Annotated in this window: 13 protein-coding genes and 1 pseudogene; 10 read left to right on the top strand and 4 right to left on the bottom strand. The window is 70.9% G+C overall.

Annotated elements, in window-relative coordinates:
* The first annotated feature begins 40 nt into the window (after positions 1 to 40).
* The 4 genes from EV371_RS20915 (at position 41) to EV371_RS20900 (ending at position 5,335) form a co-directional block, all read left to right on the top strand.
* Entirely contained in the window at positions 41 to 1,585 is a 1,545-nt protein-coding gene (locus EV371_RS20915; protein ID WP_207230560.1) for an FAD-dependent monooxygenase, read from the top strand.
* Positions 1,586 to 2,254: 669 nt separating this feature from the next.
* Positions 2,255 to 3,436 (top strand): extracellular solute-binding protein, encoded by a 1,182-nt coding sequence (locus EV371_RS20910; RefSeq protein WP_486484728.1) that lies wholly within the window; start codon positions 2,255 to 2,257, stop codon positions 3,434 to 3,436.
* 10 nt (positions 3,437 to 3,446) lie between these two features.
* Complete coding sequence (locus EV371_RS20905; protein ID WP_130463546.1) at positions 3,447 to 4,469, top strand: ABC transporter permease subunit; 1,023 nt, start codon at positions 3,447 to 3,449, stop codon at positions 4,467 to 4,469.
* The gene (locus EV371_RS20900) at positions 4,469 to 5,335 is read left to right on the top strand and encodes a carbohydrate ABC transporter permease (RefSeq protein WP_130463545.1); all 867 of its coding nucleotides are present in this window, start codon (positions 4,469 to 4,471) and stop codon (positions 5,333 to 5,335) included. The genes EV371_RS20905 and EV371_RS20900 overlap by 1 nt, the downstream gene beginning before the upstream one ends.
* 298 nt (positions 5,336 to 5,633) lie before the next feature.
* On the opposite strand, the gene EV371_RS20895 is transcribed toward EV371_RS20900, so the two are convergent.
* Positions 5,634 to 6,164, bottom strand: coding sequence for a DinB family protein (locus tag EV371_RS20895; RefSeq protein ID WP_130463544.1), 531 nt, complete (start codon positions 6,162 to 6,164; stop codon positions 5,634 to 5,636).
* Positions 6,165 to 6,376: 212 nt separating this feature from the next.
* Here EV371_RS20895 and EV371_RS20890 point away from each other — a divergent pair, with 212 nt between their 5' ends.
* The 3 genes from EV371_RS20890 (at position 6,377) to EV371_RS20880 (ending at position 9,182) form a co-directional block, all read left to right on the top strand.
* Entirely contained in the window at positions 6,377 to 7,207 is an 831-nt protein-coding gene (locus EV371_RS20890) for a fumarylacetoacetate hydrolase family protein (protein ID WP_486484727.1), read from the top strand.
* A complete protein-coding gene (locus EV371_RS20885; protein ID WP_130463542.1) occupies positions 7,204 to 8,010 on the top strand; it encodes an SDR family oxidoreductase in 807 nt (268 codons plus the stop codon). Before EV371_RS20890 ends, EV371_RS20885 begins: the two co-directional genes overlap by 4 nt.
* 161 nt (positions 8,011 to 8,171) lie before the next feature.
* On the top strand, positions 8,172 to 9,182 hold the full coding sequence (locus tag EV371_RS20880) for an aldo/keto reductase (protein ID WP_130463541.1): 1,011 nt from the start codon (positions 8,172 to 8,174) through the stop codon (positions 9,180 to 9,182).
* Positions 9,183 to 9,267: 85 nt separating this feature from the next.
* On the opposite strand, the gene EV371_RS20875 is transcribed toward EV371_RS20880, so the two are convergent.
* Positions 9,268 to 9,855, bottom strand: a complete 588-nt coding sequence (locus EV371_RS20875) for a CGNR zinc finger domain-containing protein (RefSeq protein ID WP_349340103.1) — start codon at positions 9,853 to 9,855, stop codon at positions 9,268 to 9,270.
* A 166-nt stretch (positions 9,856 to 10,021) separates the two neighbouring features.
* Between EV371_RS20875 and EV371_RS34485 the strand changes: the two are divergent.
* Positions 10,022 to 11,170 (top strand): annotated as a pseudogene (locus EV371_RS34485) (MFS transporter); the annotation flags it as partial.
* Positions 11,171 to 11,247: 77 nt separating this feature from the next.
* Here EV371_RS34485 and EV371_RS20865 read toward each other — a convergent pair.
* Positions 11,248 to 12,270, bottom strand: a complete 1,023-nt coding sequence (locus EV371_RS20865) for an alcohol dehydrogenase catalytic domain-containing protein (RefSeq protein WP_130463538.1) — start codon at positions 12,268 to 12,270, stop codon at positions 11,248 to 11,250.
* Between the two features lie 102 nt (positions 12,271 to 12,372).
* Between EV371_RS20865 and EV371_RS20860 the strand changes: the two genes are divergently transcribed.
* Complete coding sequence (locus tag EV371_RS20860) at positions 12,373 to 14,088, top strand: dihydroxy-acid dehydratase (protein WP_130463537.1); 1,716 nt, start codon at positions 12,373 to 12,375, stop codon at positions 14,086 to 14,088.
* Positions 14,089 to 14,215: 127 nt separating this feature from the next.
* On the opposite strand, the gene EV371_RS20855 is transcribed toward EV371_RS20860, so the two are convergent.
* Positions 14,216 to 15,493 carry a pectate lyase gene (locus EV371_RS20855; protein WP_486484726.1) on the bottom strand — a complete coding sequence of 426 codons (1,278 nt, stop codon included), beginning with the start codon at positions 15,491 to 15,493 and terminating at the stop codon, positions 14,216 to 14,218.
* A gap of 373 nt (positions 15,494 to 15,866) precedes the next feature.
* Here EV371_RS20855 and EV371_RS20850 point away from each other — a divergent pair, with 373 nt between their 5' ends.
* Complete coding sequence (locus EV371_RS20850; protein WP_130463536.1) at positions 15,867 to 18,707, top strand: immune inhibitor A domain-containing protein; 2,841 nt, start codon at positions 15,867 to 15,869, stop codon at positions 18,705 to 18,707.
* Positions 18,708 to 18,710 lie beyond the last annotated feature (3 nt).

The raw sequence follows: 18,710 nt of genomic DNA, 5'->3' as shown, positions 1-18,710 counted from the left end.
GTGAATGGAACGGAACCGTTCCGGCGTGTAGGAGACAGTCGTGGAGGTCGTGGTGGACGTGGACACCGATGTACTGGTGGTCGGTGCTGGGCCGTCCGGCCTGGCGCTGGCGTGCGCGTTGCGCCTGCACGGGGTGTCCGTTCGGGTGGTGGACGCCGCCTCGGGACCGGCCTCGACGTCACGGGCGAACATCCTGCACGCCCGGGGCGTGGAGGTGCTTGATCGGCTCGGCGGTCTCGGTGACCTGCCGGAGCGTTCGCTCACGGCTCTGACGATCACGCAATACCTCGATGGACAGCCGGCGGTGACGGTCCGGTTCGGTGACGTCGGCCTGGGAACGGACCGCCCCGCGCTGTACGTCTCGCAGGCGGATGTCGAGGCCGAACTGCGGCGCCGGCTCAAGGAACTCGGCGTCGACATTGACTGGGGCACCCCGCTGGTCGACGTCAACCAGGACGAGCACACGGTCACCGGCGTGCTCGGCAACGGTACGGCGGTGCGGTGTCGGTGGCTCGCCGGTTGCGACGGGGCACACAGTACCGTGCGCAAACTGGCCGGAATAGGCTTTCCGGGCGCCCGCCTGACCGAACACTTCCTCCTGGCCGACGTGCACGCCGACTGGCCGGTCGACCGGGCCGGGGGGCACGGCTGGCCACACCGGGACGGCCCGGTGTTCGCGGTGCCGATGCGCGAGGTTGGCCGCGCGGACGACCTGTGGCGGCTGATGGCCTACGACCCGGCGGGCGACGACAGGCAGGGCGAGCAGGAGATCCTGGAACGGATTCGCGAACTGCTGCCGCAGCGCACCGGACACACCGACATCCAGATCAAGGACGTGGTCTGGACGTCGGTCTTCCGGGTGCACCGCCGGTTGGCCGACACCTATCGCCAGGGTCGGATCTTCCTCGTCGGAGACGCGGCCCATATCCACAGCCCGCTCGGTGGCCAGGGCATGGTCACCGGGATGGGCGATGCGGAGAACCTCGCCTGGAAGATCGCCCTGGTCGCGCACGGCAGGGCTTCGGACGCGTTGCTGGACACCTACGAGGCCGAACGGCGGCCGTTGGCGACCGAGGTATTGAAACAGACCACCACGGCAACCCGACTGCAGGTGGGTGACAGTCCGTTCATGCGGTTCCTGCGCCAGCGAGTGCTGGTCCCGGTCGCCGCGATGCCGTCGGTGCAGCGTCGCGCCAGCCAGCTCGCGTCCCAACTGTGGGTGACGTACCGGCGCGGCCCGCTGGCCCGAGGTGCCGGGTCCAGGCTGGGTCGCCGGCCACGGCCCGGCGACCGCGTCCCGGACCTGGCGTGTACCCGCCCCGACGGCACACCCACCCGCCTGCACGCCGAACTCGGTAAGCGCTGGGCGCTCCTGGCCCCCGCCGGCGAGGCCGGTCAGCACCTCGCCGAGGCACGCAAACGCCTCGGCGACCCGATCGTGAGACTCGTTCCCGACGATCCGCGCCAGCGGCAGGACTGCTGGCTGGTGCGGCCGGACGCTCACCTGGCCTGGCGCGGCAGCGGTACCGCGGCGCCGCGTCTCGGGCGGTGGCTCGACGACGCGCTACAGTCCGGAACCGGCTGACCAGGACGCGGCCGATTCCATTGGCCGGCGGCCCGTGACGCCAACCGGGTGTAAGCCACGCCGGCGTGCGGCCGGCAGGGCCACAGCGGCGATGGTAGCCGTGGGTAAGCAATAACATCTTCCGGAACTTCTCCGATAGTAGGGTGCGTGGGCCCGCCGGTGATCCCGGCAACCCGAGTGGTTGCCGGGCCATTGGCAACCCGATGCTCGTCGGCGGGGCGGCTGAGGCGTCGCCTAACACGTCATCGCCTGACGGCACCGGCGTGGCCGCCTCGCACCGCGACGAGGGCGTTACCCTCGGCGCTCTCCGAGGCCCGGAAGTTTCAGAAACGTGTCTTGTATTTTTCGGTGCCGTCTGCGAGTCTTTGCCCGTCGATGGACAGTTGAGGTGACGCCCGACGGAGCTGGCGACGGATGTACGCGGCTGCGAGCCCGGCCCGTCGGACCGGCGCCTGTCGACAACAGGGAAACGCACGTCCACGCCGGACACCGGGATCGGCGTTCCCGTTCACCCAGATGGAATCCCACCTGGGTGCGCTCGGCAGAGAGGACAGGTTGATGAGGGCAGGAAAGCTACTGACTCTGTCGGTAGTCCTGGCGACGGGCGTCCTGGGAACAGTCGCCTGTGGGGACTCGGAGGGCGACGGTAGCAGCGGCGGCAAGGTCACCATGCGCTTCTGGCACAACGCCACGACGGGTCCGGGCAAGGCGTTCTGGGACAAGACCGTCGCCGACTTCGAGGCCGCCAACCCGAACGTGAAGATCGAGATCCAGTCCATCCAGAACGAGGACATGGACGGCAAGCTCCAGACCGCGCTCAACTCCGGTGACGCTCCGGACGTGTTCATGCAGCGCGGCGGAGGCAAGATGGCCGCGATGGTCAAGGCCGGCCAGCTGATGGACATCACGGACGGGATCACCGACGCCACCAAGAAGGTGGTTTCGGAGGGGTCGTTCAAGGCGCAGACGATCGACGGCAAGGTCTACGCGATGCCGATGGCGGTGCTGCCCGGCGGCTTCTTCTACAGCAAGGACCTGTTCGCCAAGGCCGGTATCACCCAGCCGCCGGCCACGCTCGCCGAGCTCCAGACCGCGGTCGAGAAGCTGAAGGCCGCCGGCACCCAGCCGATCGCCCTCGGCGGCAAGGACGCCTGGCCGGCCGCCTTCTACTACTACTTCTTCGCGCTGCGCGAGTGCAGCACCAGTACGGTCACCGAGACCGCCAAGACCATGAAGTTCGACGACCCCTGTTGGCTGAAGGCAGGTCAGGACGTCCAGAGCTTCGCCGCGACCAAGCCGTTCAACTCCGGCTTCCTGACGACGTCGGCCCAGCAGGGCGCGGGAAGCTCGGCCGGCCTTCTCGCCAACCACAAGGCGGCGATGGAACTCATGGGCGCCTGGAACCCGGGCGTCATCGCCTCGTTGACGCCGGACGAGAAGCCGCTGCCCGACCTGGGCTGGTTCCCGTTCCCCAGCATCGAGGGCGGCGCGGGTGAGCCCGGCGCCATCCTCGGCGGCGTCGACGGCTACTCGTGCTCCGTGCAGGCTCCCAAGGCGGAGTGCACCGCCTTCCTCAACTACATGGTGCAGACGAGCGTGCAGGAGGCCCACTACAAGGCGTTCCACGCGCCGCCGGTGAACAGTGAGGCGCAGGGCGTGGTGACCGAGACGCACCTGAAGTCCGTGCTCGAGGCCTACAACAAGGCCCCGTTCGTCTCCCAGTGGCTGGACACGGTCTACGGGCAGAACGTCGGCAACGCCCTCAACACCGCGGTGGTGAACCTGCTGGCCGGTAAGGGCAGCCCCGAGGACATCGTGAACGCGGTCAAGACCGCTGCCAAGCGGGCCTAGAGATCCGTACATGGTCGACACAGACCGCGAGAGCGTGCCGCTCGCGCAGGGCCGGTCGGCGGACGTGACGCCGGTCGGGGGTGGCGCCCAGGTGGTGCCGCCCCCGACCCGGCGCCGCGCCCGGAAGGGCATCGGCTGGCCCGCCCGGCTGGAGATCGCGCTGATGACGGGGCCGACGCTGCTCGTCTTCCTCTCCTTCGTCATCTTCCCCGTCGTCATGGCCGCCTACTACGGCTTCTTCAGCTGGCAGGGGTACGGCCCGCCCACCGAGTTCGTGGGACTCGAGAACTACCTGTTCATCTTCAAGGACGGCACCTTCATCGACGCGCTACAGCACAACGCCGCGATCGTCGTGCTGTCGCTGGTGCTCCAGGGACCGGCCGCGGTCCTGCTCGCGCTGCTGCTGAACCGGAAGATGCGGGGACAGACGCTCATCCGGGTACTCGTCTTCGTCCCGTACGTGATCTCCGAGGTGGTGGTCGGCACCGGCTGGAGCCTGATGCTCCAGGGCGACGGGGCCGTCAACTCCGTGCTCCAGGATCTCGGCCTGGGTTGGCTGCGCAGCGAGTGGCTCTCCGACCCGGAGAAGGCGATCTGGACCCTGATGGGCATCCTCACCTGGAAGTACATCGGGTTCGCCGTGATCCTCTTCCTCGCCGGGTTGCAGGGCATCCCGGACGAGCTGATCGAGGCGGCGGCGATCGACGGGGCGTCCTACTGGCAGATCCAGCGCCGTGTCACGCTGCCGCTGCTCGGGCCGACGATCCGGATCTGGGCCTTCCTGTCGATGATCGGTGCCCTGCAACTGTTCGACCTGGTCTACATCATCTGGGGCCAGTACGTCGCCGCCACGGCCGGGACGTCGACGATGGCCACGTACATGGTGGCCAACGGCCGCAACGCCGGGCAGTACGGGTACGGCAACGCCGTGGCCGTGGTCCTGTTCTTCGTCTCGCTCGTCGTGGCACTGGTCTACCAGCGGTTCGTCCTGCGCCGTGACACCGAGGGCGCGATCACCGGAGGGAAGCGCTGATGTCCGCGACTGCCGTAGCCGCAGGCAGGCCGACCCGAGCCAGCCGGAGAGCGGCCTGGGGAAGCCCGGCCGTGTACTTCGTCGCGCTGCTGCTCGTCGGGGCGATGCTGGCCCCGGTCGCCTACATCGTCATCGGCGGATTCCGCACGAACTCGCAGATCACCACCGACCCGGCGGGATGGCCGAGCCCGTGGGAGACCGGAAACTACCTCGACGTGCTGACCGGCGGGGTGTTCTGGCAACAGGTGCTCAACTCCACGATCGTCGCCGGATTCACCACCGGCGGTGTGGTCACCCTCGGCCTGATGACGAGCTTCATCCTGGCCCGCTACCGGTTCCGGGGCCAGGGCGCCATGTACTCGCTCTTCGCCGCCGGCCTGATGTTTCCGCTCACCGTGGCGATCACCCCGCTCTACATCCTGGTCCGAACCCTCGGCCTGATGAACACGCTGCCCGGGGTGATCCTCCCGCAGATCGGGTTCGCCATCCCGATGACGATCATCATCCTGGTCCCGTTCGTCCGGGCGATTCCGGACGAGATCCAGGAGGCGGCGTCGATCGACGGATGCAGCCGGCTCGGCTTCTTCTGGCGGATGGTGCTGCCGCTCTCCAAGCCGGGGGTCATCACCGTCGGCATCCTGACCTTCATCTCCAGTTGGAACAGCTACCTGCTGCCGCTCTTCATCCTCAACCGGGAGGAGACCTTCACACTGCCCCTCGGCGTGCAGGCCTTCGCGTCGCAGTACTCGGTCGACACGGCCAAGGTCCTCGCCTTCACCTCCCTGTCGATGCTCCCGGCGCTGCTCTTCTTCAGCATCTTCCAGCGTCGGATCGTCGGGGGACTGACCGGAGCGGTGAAAGGCTGACCCCAGGCGCGACCGCCGGGTCGACGGCACCCAGGCGGAAGCCGCCGGGTGTACGCCGTACATCGCGGCCGCCGGTGTGTTCAGCTTCGGCAACGGCTACTACGGCTACAGCCTCGGCGCGGTGTTGATCGACGGTCGGGTCGACGACGGTGGCAGCCAGATGGAGCCCCCGCTGGCCAGGAACGGCTGACCGGTCGCTTCGCCCCGACGGGGCAGGTGGTACCCCGAGACCTCGCTCCCTGACCCCGGCACCGCTCACGGCGAGCCCGCGCGAGGGCTCGCCGTGAACCACGCCCGGCTAACCCATCGACTTGGCCCCGTCGATGGCCTCTCGAACGATGTCGGCGTGCCCGGCGTGCTGGGCCGTCTCGGCGACGATGTGCTGGAGTACCCGCCGCGCGCTCCACCTGGCACCGGGCTGGAACCACGGCGCGGGCGGCAGTTCGTGGCCGGCGTCGAGGTCGGGCAGCGTGCGTACCAGCTCGTCGGTGCGCCGCGCGACGGCCTCGTACTCCTGCAGCAGCCCGGCCAGGGTCTCCCCGGGTTCCATCCGGAATCCGGCCGCGTGCTCCTCGTATCCGGCCGGATCGTCACCGGCGGGCATCGCCGAGGTGCCCTCGACGATGAACCGGGTCCACTGGTGTTCCACCGCCGTCACGTGCTTGATCAACCCGCCCACGCAGAGCTCGCTGACCGTGCTGCGGGTGGCCGCCTGCTCGTCGCTGAGCCCTCGCGCGGTGAGGCGCAGGAAGTGCCGCGCCCCGCCCAGGGACTCCAGCAGATCGGCCCGCTCACCGGTCACGGTGCTCTCGGAGGTCGTCGTCGACATGGTCATCACCCTTTTCAAGTCGCCTCGCCGTACTGGTCACCGTGACGCTACGGTTCATAGCGGTCAGTTTCTGACCGCTATTCCGACGATTCGCCGTCGTCCCGGGCGGACGACCGCTCTTGTGCCCTCCCGAGGCCACCTGGTAGGCATCGGGGGTATTCCTGGCGGGTCGGGCACGGAGTTCTGGGGGGCGACGGGTGAGGTTGTTGCGGGTGGGCGCGCCTGGGCAGGAAACTCCGGCGCTGCTGGACGGGGCCGGACGGTTGCGCGACCTCGGCGCAGTGGTCGGCGACCTGGACGGCCCGTTCCTGGCCGGCGGCGGCATGGAGCGGCTCGCCGGGCTCGACGTCGAAGGTCTGCCGGTGCTTCCCGACGGGCTGCGGGTCGGGCCACCGCTGCGCCCGGGAAAAATCATCTGCATCGGCCTGAACTACCGGGACCACGCCGCGGAGACCGGCGCCCCGCTCCCCGCCGAACCGGTGATCTTCATGAAGGCCCCGGACACCGTGGTCGGCCCGCACGACCAGGTGCTGGTGCCGCGCGGCAGCACCAAGACCGACTGGGAGGTCGAGCTGGCGGTGGTGATCGGGCGGACCGCCCGCTACCTGGCCAGCCCGGAGGAGGCGCTCGGCTGCGTCGCCGGTTACGCCGTCTCGCACGACATCTCCGAGCGGGAGTTCCAGCTCGAACGCGGCGGCCAGTGGGACAAGGGCAAGAACTGCGAGACCTTCAACCCGCTCGGCCCCTGGCTGGTCACCGCCGACGAGGTGCCCGATCCGCAGAACCTCGGGCTGCGGCTCTGGGTCAACGGCACGCTCAGGCAGGACGGCAACACCGCCGACATGGTCTTCCCGGTGGCGGAGATCGTGCACTACCTGAGCCACTTCCTGGTGCTGCGTCCCGGCGACATCGTCAACACCGGCACTCCCGCCGGGGTGGCGCTCGGCCAGCCCGAGCCGAAGCCGTATCTGCGCCCGGGTGACGTCGTCGAACTGGAGATCGACGGACTGGGCCGGCAGCGCCAGACACTGGGACAGGCATGAGCGTCGGCGAACCGGAGCTCGCCGACGTACGCTTCCCGACCGACCGGGGCGACTTCACCGGCCTGACGGCGGTGGTGACCGGCGGCGCCTCCGGCATCGGCCTGGCCACCGCCACCCTGTTGGCCGCCCGGGGCGCCCGGGTCGGCTGCCTGGACCTGAATCCCGACGGTCTCCGCGCACCCCTGCTCGGCATCGCCACCGACATCTCCGACGACGCCTCGGTACGCGCCGGGGTCGCCACCGCCGTCGAGACGCTCGGCGGCATCGACGTACTCGTCAACAACGCCGGAATCGGTGCGCAGGGCACCGTGGAGAGCAACCCGGACGAGGAGTGGCACCGGGTGCTCGACGTGAACGTGGTCGGGATGGTCCGGGTGACCCGGGCCGCGTTGCCGCACCTGCGCCGCTCGGCGCACGCCGCGATCGTCAACACCTGCTCGATCGCGGCCTGGGCGGGATTACCCAACCGGGCCCTCTACAGCGCGAGCAAGGGGGCGGTGCAGGCGCTGACCCTGGCGATGGCCGCTGACCACGTCCGGGAGGGGATCCGGGTCAACTGCGTCAACCCCGGCACCGTGGACACGCCCTGGGTACGCCGGCTGCTGGACTCCGCCGACGACCCGGCGGCGGAACTCGCCGCGCTCCGGGTCCGCCAGCCCACCGGCCGGCTGGTCGGCGCGGACGAGGTGGCGGCGGCGATCGCCCACCTCGCCAGCCCGCAGTCCGGGGCGATCACCGGCACGGTGCTCGGGGTCGACGGCGGCATGTACGGGCTGCGGCTCCCGCCCCGGCCGGCAGACTGAGGGACGAGACGATCCCACATCGGCCGGCAGGCTGACGGACGAGACGATCCCACATCGGCAGGCAGGCAGGCGGACGGGACGACGCACACCGGTGCACGCATCGCGGAAGGAGCGGCCATGCAGACCGGATCGGACCGACGACGAGCGCGACGGGCGGGCGAATGACCGGGAGCAGGGTGGGACGCTCCACGGTGGCCGTGAGCCCGCTGGGCCTCGGCTGCGCCCCGATCGGCAACCTCTACCGGGCGGTCGATGAGGCCGAGGCGCTGGCGACCGTGCGGGTGGCCTGGGAATGCGGCATCCGCTATTTCGACACCGCCCCGCACTACGGGCTCGGGCTCTCCGAGCGGCGGCTCGGCGACGCGCTGCGTACGCTGCCGCGCGACGGGTACACCGTGAGCAGCAAGGTGGGGCGGCTGCTCGTACCGGACCGATCCGGGGCGGGGCGGCGCGACGACGAGGGTTTCGACGTACCCGCCGACCACCGGCGGCGCTGGGACTTCAGCGCCGACGGCGTCCGGCGGTCGCTGGAGGCGAGCCTGCTGCGGCTCGGCCTGGACCGGATCGACCTGGTGCTGATCCACGATCCGGAGGACCACCAGACACCGGCGCTGGAGCAGTGCTATCCGGCCCTGCACGAGCTGCGGGCCCAGGGCGTGGTCGGCGCCATCGGAATCGGCTCGAAGCAGTGGCAGGTGCTGCACCGGTTCGTCGCCGAGACCGACATCGACGCGGTGATGATCGCCGGCCGGTACACCCTGCTGGAGCAGCCGGCACTGGACACGCTGCTGCCGGAGTGCGAGCGGCGCGGTGTCTCGGCGCTCAATGCGGGCGTCTTCAACAGCGGGCTGCTCGCGGTCGAGCGGCCGCACGCCGGACTTCCGTACGACTACACCGACGCCTCGGCCGAGATCCTGGACCGGGCTCGGACGATCGCCACGCTCTGCGCCGAACACGGCACGACGCTGCCGGCGGCGGCGCTCGCCTTCGCCGCCGCCCATCCGGCGGTCGCCTCCGTGGTGGTCGGTGCGCACAACCCCGAGCAGGTACGCCGGAACGCCGCACTGCACGGTGCCGAGCCGCCGTCCGACGAGTTCTGGTCGGAGCTGGTCGGGTTGGGACTGCTCCGCCCGGACGCGCCGGTACCCACCCGACGGGCGGGTACGCCCTGATCGTCGGGGCGCACCACCTGTGGCGGATCGAGGACTGCGCCGCTGTCGACGGTCGAGCGGTGTTCGGCGAAACGGCGATGCGGACCTATCTGCGTGCGCGGCGGGCGGCCACGTAGCGTCGCATCTTCTCGGCGGTCCCGCAGTCGTCCATGCTGCACCAACGGCGGCTGCGGTTCTTGCTCTCGTCCTGGAAGACGAAGCGGCAGCCGCCGCAGCCCTTGATCCGGTCCAGCCCGCCCGTGGTGATCAGTTGGACCGCCGCGTGCACCACCGGCCGTAGCGGTCGGTCGAGACTGCGGTCGTCCCGCCAGCTCCAGACGTACGGGCTTCCCCGGTCGAGCCGCGCGTGGCCGAGCGCGTCCGCCGCGTCGTCGCGCAGCCTGGTCAGCACGTCCGGGCCGGGGTTCCGACCGGCGGCGAGCGCCCGGAACAGCGCGTCGAGATAGTCCCGGGTGTGCAGGGCTCGCGTGCAGGTGACCCGGGCGGAGTCCGGATCCTCGCGGGACAGCCGGCGCAGCGCCGCCGCCTCCGTGTCGGTGAGGACACCCGCGTATCCGGCCCAGGCGACCAGTTCGGGATAGCCGGTGAGCACGTCGTCGTCCGGCGGCCCGGTGGGTGGACCGGAGCGGGTGTTGACGAAGTCCAGGGCGAGGTTGCCGCCGACCAGACGCATCCGCGTCACGTCAGCGCCCGCCCGGGTTCCGGCAATGCCTGTCCGGGTCGGGTCGTCGCGTGTCCGCGCCCCGTCCTCGCCTGTTTCCATCGAAACCGACTTTACCAGTTGACCGGGTTCGGCGGCAGCACTACGGTTTCCGGCATAACTGGTTTAGGGGGTAACCATGGGAGGTTGGATGGGGCACTGGCGGGCAGTGGGCGCGCTGGCGGGCATGTCCGGTGGGACGTTCCTCTACACCACCGCCGAGGCGCTGCCGGTCGGGCTGCTGCTCCCGATGGCCGAAGACCTCGCCGTTGCGCCAGCGCGGGTGGGCATGCTGGTCACCGTGTACGGGGCGGTGGTGATGGTCGCCTCGGTCCCGTTGACGGCGCTGGTCCGCAGAGTTCCGCGTCGACGGCTGCTCTCGACGCTGCTGGCCGGCTTCGTCGTCAGCAACGCGGTCACCGTGTTGGCGAACACGTTCGCGCTGTTGCTGGCCGCCAGGATGGCGACCGCGGCGACCCATGCGCTGTTCTGGGCGGTGGTGGTGCCGGCCGCGGCCGAACTGTTCCGGCCGGCACTGCGCGGGCGGGTGGTCGCGGTGGTCTTTGCCGGTGGCACCGTCGCGCTGGTCCTCGGCGTGCCGGCCGGCACCTGGCTGGGTGAGCGGGCCGGCTGGCAGGCGTCCTTCCTGGCGGTGTCCGGGCTCGGCGCGCTCGTGCTCGCCGTGGTGTCCGCGTTGCTGCCCTCGACCCGGCCCGGGGACGGACATGCGGCCCGGGGCGCGACGCCCGACGTCCGCCGATTCTGGCTGCTGGTGGCGGTGGCCGTGCTGGCGACCGCCGGTGCCATCGCCGCTTACACCTATCTCGCCCTGTTCATCACCGAGGTCAGCGGGCTCGCCGGCTCGTCGGTCGGGGCCGTCCTGCTGGTCCGGGGCGTGGTCAGCGTGCTCGGCATCCTCGCCGTCGGAGCGGTGGTGGACCGCAGCCCCTGGCTCACCCTGGTCACGACCGTCGTCCTGCAGTCGGCGGCACTGCTCGGGCTCTACGCGTTCGGCCACCGGCCCGGCCTGGCCGTCGCCCTGATCGCCCTGGCCGGACTGGCGTTCGCCGCGTTCACCGCCACGCTCGGCGGCCTCGTGCTCCAGGTGGCACCCGGGCGCTCCGACCTTGCCGCCGCCACGGTCTCCGCCGCCGTCAACGTTGGCATCACCGCGGGCGCCTTCGTCGGCGGCCTCGCGCTGCCGACCCACGGCGTGCACAGCACGGCCCTGCTCGGCGCCCTGCTCGGCGCGATCGCCCTGCTGCTGGTGTTCGGCGAACGCCTGCTCCGGCCCGCCGGGTCTTCGGCCAGGGCGACGAGCATCCCGCGGATGCGATCCGGCCGCGTGGCCGGGCCGAGCGACACTCAGCGGCGCGGATCGACGTGGATCTTCGGGGCGGCGCCCCATCCGGGGTCGCGTTCGCCCCGCAGCACGGCCACCACCTCGTCCAGCCCGACCGTCGCCGCCACCAGCGGGCGCGGGTCGACCGCTCCCGAGGCGTACAGCTCGATCGTGCCGGCGAGCCCGCCGGAGGCGCTGAGCACACCGACCGCCGTCACGTCCTTGAGTACCAGGTCACGGGTGTCGAGCAGGCTCGGCCGTTCTGCTAGTCCGATGTAGACGACCCGCCCACCCGGCTCCACCCGCTGCACCGCGTACGCCGGCAGCCGCTCGTCGTTGGCGGCGTCGACCACCGCGTCGAAGGCGAGTGCCGCCGGCTCCGGCACCGTCCGCGCGGTCCAGGCATACTCGAAGCCGAGCCGGCGGGCGAGGTCGAGCGAGGGCTCGTCCCGGCCGAGCAGGTGCACCTCGGCACCCCGGGCCGCCGCGATCTGCGCCACCAGCAGGCCGATGGTGCCCGGCCCGAGCACCAGCAGCCGCCGGTCGGGGCCGACCTGTGCCGCCTCGACCGCCCGCAGCGCGTTGCCGCCCGGCTCGACCAGTGCGCCGAGCGTCGCGTCGACCTGGTCGGGGAGCCGGTGTAATGCCCGGACCGGCACCGGCAGTCGCTCGGCGAGCGCACCCGGCCAGCCGCCCCGGATGCCGATCTCGTGCCGGTCCGCGCAGAGGTGCTGCCGTCCGCCGAGACACCGGGCGCACCGGCCGCAGCCGAGCATGGTGTCGCCGGTGACCCGCCGCCCCAGCCAGCCGTCGTGCACGCCGGGGCCGACCGAGGAGACCACTCCGCACCACTCGTGGCCGATCCGCAGCGGATAACGGGCGTCGCCGCTGTGCAGGTACGCCATCAGCCCGGAGAAGAACTCGGCGTCGGTGCCGCAGACCCCGGCCCGGAGCACGTCGACGACGACCTCGCCCACCCCGGCGACCGGCGACTCGACCTCACGTACCTCGGCCGCACCCGGACCGGTCACCACGAAGGCACGCACGCCTCAGCTCACCGTCCCGGACCCGGCGGTGTGCCGTGGCGAGGCCGGGATTCGGGGAGGACGGCGTGGGCGTACCCGAAGTTGTTCTTGATAATGGAGAGTATGCCTGTACTCCGGAGCGATCAGTGGTACGCCGGTTCGGACCGTAACGCCTACCTGCACCGCGCGTGGATGCGGCGTGGCGCGCCGGACTCGGCGTTCGAGGGACGCCCGCAGATCGCGATCGCCAACACCGCCTCCGACCTCACCCCCTGCAACCGGCACCTCGACGAGGTGGCGTCGAGCGTCGCCAACGGGATCTGGGAGGCCGGCGGCGTGCCGCTGAACCTGCCGGTCGTCTCGCTGGGGGAGACGCAGGTCAGGCCGACGGCGATGCTGTGGCGGAACATGGCCGCGATGGCGATCGAGGAGATGATCCGGGCCAACCCGGTCGACGGGGTGGTGCTGCTCGGCGGCTGCGACAAGACCATCCCGGCGCTGCTGATGGGTGCCGCCTCGGTCGACCTGCCGGCGGTGGTGGTGCCCGGCGGCCCGATGCTGACCGGTACGTTCCGGGGCGTGCCGCTCGGCTGTGGCACCGACGTGTGGCGACTCTCCGAGGAGGTACGCGCCGGAACGCTCTCCCCGGACGGGTTCCTCGCCTCCGAGTCGTCGATGATCCGCAGCCGTGGGCACTGCAACACCATGGGCACGGCCTCGACGATGGGGCTGCTCGCCGAGGTACTCGGGATGACCCTGCCGGGCACGGCCGGTCTGCCCGCCGCCGACAGCCGGCTGCTGGCCCGCTCCCATGGCACCGGCAGGCTGATCGTGGAGATGGTCGCCGAGCAGCGCCGGCCGAGCCAGGTGCTGACCGAGGGGTCCTTCCGGAACGCGATCGTGGCGCTGGCCGCGCTGGGCGGTTCGACGAACGCGGTGGTGCACCTGCTGGCCGTCGCCGGCCGGGTCGGTGTGCCGCTCACCCTGGACGACGTCGACCGGCTCGGCAGCGGCGTACCGCTGCTGGTGGACCTGCAACCGGCCGGCCGCTTCCTGATGGAGGACTTCCACCGGGCCGGTGGCCTGCCGGCCGTGCTGAACCAGGTCGCCGACCTGCTCGATCCGGCGGCGCCGACGGTGACCGGCCGGCCGATCGGCGACTACCTGGCCGGGCACGAGATCAGTGACCCGGAGGTGATCCGGACCCGCAGCGCGCCGCTGCTGCCGGAGGCGGGGATCGCGGTGCTGCGCGGCAGCCTCGCACCGGCCGGCGCGATCATCAAGCCCGCCGCCGCCTCGCCGCACCTGCTGCGGCACCGGGGCCGGGCGGTCGTCTTCGACTCGGTCGAGGAGCTGCACGCCCGGCTCGACGACCCGGATCTCGACGTCGACGCCGACTCGGTACTGGTGTTGCGCGGCTGCGGACCGAAGGGCTACCCGGGGATGCCGGAGGTGGCCAACCTGCCGCTGCCGGAGAAGCTGCTGCGCCGGGGCGTCCGCGACATGGTGCGGGTCTGCGACGGCCGGATGAGCGGCACCGCGTACGGGACCGTGGTGCTGCACGTCGCGCCGGAGGCCGCCGCCGGTGGGCCGCTCGGCCGGGTACGCACCGGCGATCCGATCGTGCTCGACGTGCAGGCGCGGCGGCTCGACGTGGATATCCCGGCCGGCGACCTGGCGGCCCGACCGTTGGCCGAGGCGATGACCACCGCCTTCGCCCAGCCGGCGCGGGGCTGGGAGCGACTGTACGTCGACACCGTGCTCGGCGCCGACACCGGCGCCGACCTGGAGTTCCTGGTAGGTGCCAGCGGCGACCGGGTGGCCCGCGAGTCGCACTGACCGGCGGCGGGACGCCGTTGCCGGGGTGTCGCCCGACGGTGCCCGAGGCGCCGGGGTGGGCGGGCCCGCGCACGTGTCGCGCGGACCCGCCCGGTGCGGGCCGGCTGTTACCGGTAGGCCGGGCCGGCTACCGGTAGGTGAGGTCGGACGAGGAGTAGATGCAGTTGGTGCCGTCGGCGCCGGTGCCGACCTGGGTGGGTTCGTCACCGTCGTCGTTGCCGTTGTACTTCCGGCAGATCACCATGGACCGGCCGGAGTCGTTGACGATGGTGATCCCGGTGAACCGGGCGGTGTCGCCGTAGTTCACGTTGATTCCGGCGACGGTGTTGCCGGGCCGGGTCAGCGTGACGTTGCGGATGACGACGTTGCGCCGGTGCTGGGTCGAGCAGTTGCCGCAGGACCGGTAGAAGGTGCCGAAGTTGCTGGCCTGGAAGTTCTGGATGGTCAGCGTGCCGGGCCCGTTGTGCTGGAAGACCTTGTCGCTGGCACTGCGCGCACCACCGCCGTCGACCAGGAAGCTCGGCGATCCGCTGCCCCGGAAGGTGGCGGCATCCTCGCCGACGTCCTCCCACCAGACGTTGCGCAGCGTGCACGGCCCGGAGCAGTGCACGCCGTCCCCGGCGGGGGCGCCGATGATGACGTTCTGCAGGGTGGCGCCGGAGGCGAGCCTGAACATCGGGTCCTGGTCCTCTTCCTGACCGCCGTCGCCGATGCAGCAGTACCGGCGCATCCCGCCGTCCAGGGTGCCGGAGACCGAGATGGTGCCGTTGACGCTGACCTGTCCGGTCGGGGTGGGCCAGCTTCCCGACGGCGGTGGGGTGGTCGGGGGCGTGCCCCCGCCGCCGACGGTGACCAGCCGCCACTGCTGGTTGGCGCCGTTCAGGTCGGTGAACTGGGCGATCGGGGCGCCGTCGGCGGTCGACCACTCCCAGACGTCCAGGGCCTTGCCGCTGTGCCGGTTGATGAACCGGACGTGCCCGCCGTCGGAGTCGGCGAGCCGGAAGTGCTGTCGGGTGTTGTTGTTGTCGGTCATCTGGACCAGGCGGGTGCCGTCGTTGGCGTTGGGCAGTTCCAGCACCTTGCCGCTGTGCACCGAGCGGACCTTGTAGTAGCCGCTGCCGACGTCGACGAACCGCCACTGCTGGACGGCGAGGTCGTTGCGGGCGAACTGGACGATCGGCGCACCGTCGTTGGTGGCCCACTCGAAGACGTCCAGGGCCTTGCCGCTGTGTCGGGAGATGACTACGTAGGTCGCGTTGGTGTCGACGGTCGCCGCCGAGGCGGTGCCGACGTCGACGACGCCGATCGTCGCCACCGTGGCGAGCGTGGTCACGCCGGCGAGGGCTGCCGCCCGCCAGCGTCTGACGGGGCGGACGACGCCGGTCGTCGCCATGTGCTGCGTCATGTCGGAGGACCTCCGGAGCGTGGGTGGTGGTTCAGGGACCCTAGGAACGCGCTTTCCTGTCGCCGATGGAGCGGCACTGTAGTAGAGATATCGACGTTCGTCTAGGTGATTGAGCCGTGGAGCGATTTCCGCCCCCGCGCCGAACCGGCCGGACGCCCTCCGCCGGGAACGTGCCCGATGGTCCGACCTGCCCGGACTGCCTGGTTGGACGGTTGTGTGATGCCGAAAAGGCAACGGTGGTTGTCCATGACCGTGTCGTCGCATAGCGTCCCTGTCGTTGCCCGCGTGTCCGCACGGCTGCGCCGGGTGACAGCTTCGCTCCACGCATGCGCGGAAGGGGAGGGACGTGCGACGAGTGACAGTCGGCGGGGGGATGAGAGGGGCCGGCGCGCGAAAGCGCCTGCTCGCGACGTCGGTACCGGTGCTGCTGGTCGCGTCGGTCGGGCTGGCGGTCAGCGGTGCCGGGCCGGCGACCGCGGACCGGGCGGCCCGGTTCACGCCGACCGAGCGGGACTACTACATCAACTATGTCGACCCGAAGGTCGAGCGGCCCAGCGACGGCCCCGAAGTGGTGGTCCAGGGCGGCAAGCGCAAGATCAAGCAGGCGAAGCCGGACCCGGTGGCCGCGTTCGGCCGGAAGTTCGCCGAGGGCAACCCGGTGGCGGCCCGAGGGCTGGCCAAGACCGAGGCCGAGGCGATCCGGACCGGGAGGAACCCCCGGCACATCCGCTACAAGCGGGCCGACGAGACGCAGGTCGCGAAGCTGCTGACCATCCTGGTCGAGTTCGACCCCGAGGCCAATGACGACTTCACCGGCGTGATGGTGCCACGGGCGACCTTCGACGACGCGACCACGCCGGAGAACGAGCGCGACTGCGTGCCCGGCAGCGTCCAGAACGGACCGTTGCACAACAACATCCCGAACCCGGCGAACGCGTCGCACCCGGACAACAACTCGATGTGGGTGCCGGACTTCTCCACCGAGTTCTACAACCGGATGCTCTACAGCCGGCAGGGCATCACCGAGCGGGTCCGCACCGACCTGCGCGGTCCGGACGGTCGGCGCGGCATCGACCTGCGCGGCTACACCATGCGCAACATGTACCTGGAGATGTCCAAGGGCGCGTACACCGTGGACGGCGAGGCGACCCCCTGGGTGACCGTGCCGCACTCCGAGGCGTGGTACGGCGCCGACACCTGCACGCTGGTCGACGGCGAGTGGGTGGCCGGGGCCAGCCAGGACATGAACGGACACCCGGACAACCCGGCCGGGCCCAGCGCGCTCGGCATCGACGCGGTCAACGTGCTGGCCGCGCAGAACCCGGACTTCCCGTGGGCCGACTACGACATCGAGGACACCGCGGACGCCGACGGCGACGGCAACTTCAACGAGCCGGACGGGGTCGTCGACCACCTCGTGTTGGTGCACGCGGGTGAGGACAAGTCCGGCGGCGGTGGCGCGGAGGGTCCGTACGCGATCTGGGCGCACTCGTCCGCCATCGTGCCCGGCCACACCATCCCGGGTACCGACAAGATGATCAGCAACTACATCGTCCAGCCGGAGGACTCCGGCGTCGGGGTCTTCGCCCACGAGTACGGCCACGACCTCGGCCTGCCGGACCTGTACGACATCGGCTCCGGCGGCGACTCGGACGTCGACTTCTGGGACCTGATGTCCGCCGGCTCGCACACCGGACCGATCTTCCAGGGCATCCCGACCCACATGGGCATCTGGGACAAGTTCGTGCTCGGTTGGGCCGACCCGGTGATCCTGAATCCCGGCGACGACCCGGCCCGGATCAAGGTCGGGCAGACCTCGCGGACCCCGGTCGGCACCGAGGACGGGGTGCGGGTGAACCTGCCACCCAAGCAGATCAGCCTCTCCACCCCGCACAGCGGCCAGGGCCAGTGGTGGACCAACAACGACCAGTCCTGGGCCGACGTGCGGCTGACCCGCACCCTGGAGCTGCCGGCCGGCGGTGACCTGCGATTCTGGCTCTGGAACAACTACTCCATCGAGGAGGACTGGGACTTCGGCTTCGTCGAGGTCTCCACCGACGGTGGCGCCAGCTGGGCCGAGCAGAAGGTCTTCGACTCCGCCGGCGACCTCGTCTCCACCGACGACGGCTACGCCGACCCGAACGGCCGGATGCACGACTACGGTGACAAGCGGTACGGGCTGACCGGCAGCACCGGTGGGCAGTGGCGGCACGACTACGTCGACCTGACCGGCTTCGCGGGGCAGACCGTGCAACTGCGGCTGCGGTACGCCACCGACGCCGCGTTCGAGGACACCGGCTGGTTCACCGACGACTTCTCGGTCACCGCCGACGGCGCAACCGTCTGGTCCGACGACGTGGAGAGCGGCGCCAACGGCTGGACCGCGACCGTCGGCAGCTTCACCACCACCACCGGCGCCGGCTGGACCATCTCGCCCGGTGAGTTCTCCTACGCGCACTACTACCTCGCCGAGTGGCGCAACCACGACGGCTTCGACGAGGGCCTGAAGTACGCGTACCAGACGAACTACAACCGGGACGGTGCCTGGAAGGTGAACCGGGTACCGTACAACGCCCCCGGCATGCTCGTCTGGTACCGGGACACCAGCTACGGCAACCTGAACCTGACCCTCAACAACCTGTTCGACCCGCCGAGCATCGGGTCCAAGGGCGGTCTGCTGATCGTGGACTCGCACTTCGACCCGTACCGCCGACAGGGCCGGGCGGCGGCGAAGGACCCGTCGGGGCTGGACAACCTGCCCTCGCGGCCGCAGTCGTCGAACGCGGCGTTCGGCTTCGGCCGGACCTACCCGTTCACCGAGTGTTTCGAGGCGCCGAACGAGCCGTTCAGCGCGTACTGCACCAAGTTCAAGGCGCAGCCCGGGGTCAGGTCGTTCACCGACAGCCGGGGCTGGTACCCGGGCGTCGAGTACCGGCCGGACCTCGACGCCACGAACCCGCTGTTCTTCCGCGACGCCGACGCGTCGGTCGTGCTGCCCTCCGAGGGCAACGCACCGTACTCGGTGCGGATCGTCGACGCGAACGGCAAGCCGGCGCGGAGCCAGTACGGCATCGACCTGGGTGGCGGGGTCGTGACCGGCACCGGCAACCCGGGCGAGGTCGGGTTGAACTTCGGTGTCCGGTTCGACCTGCTCCAGCCCGGTCACCGCAACCAGTGGGCGGTCGTCCGGGTGGTCCCACCCGGCGCGCCGTAAACC

The organism is Plantactinospora sp. CNZ321 (assembly GCF_004217235.1).
Note: the sequence above shows the minus strand (reverse complement) of the source record. Positions and strands in the feature narration are given on the sequence as shown.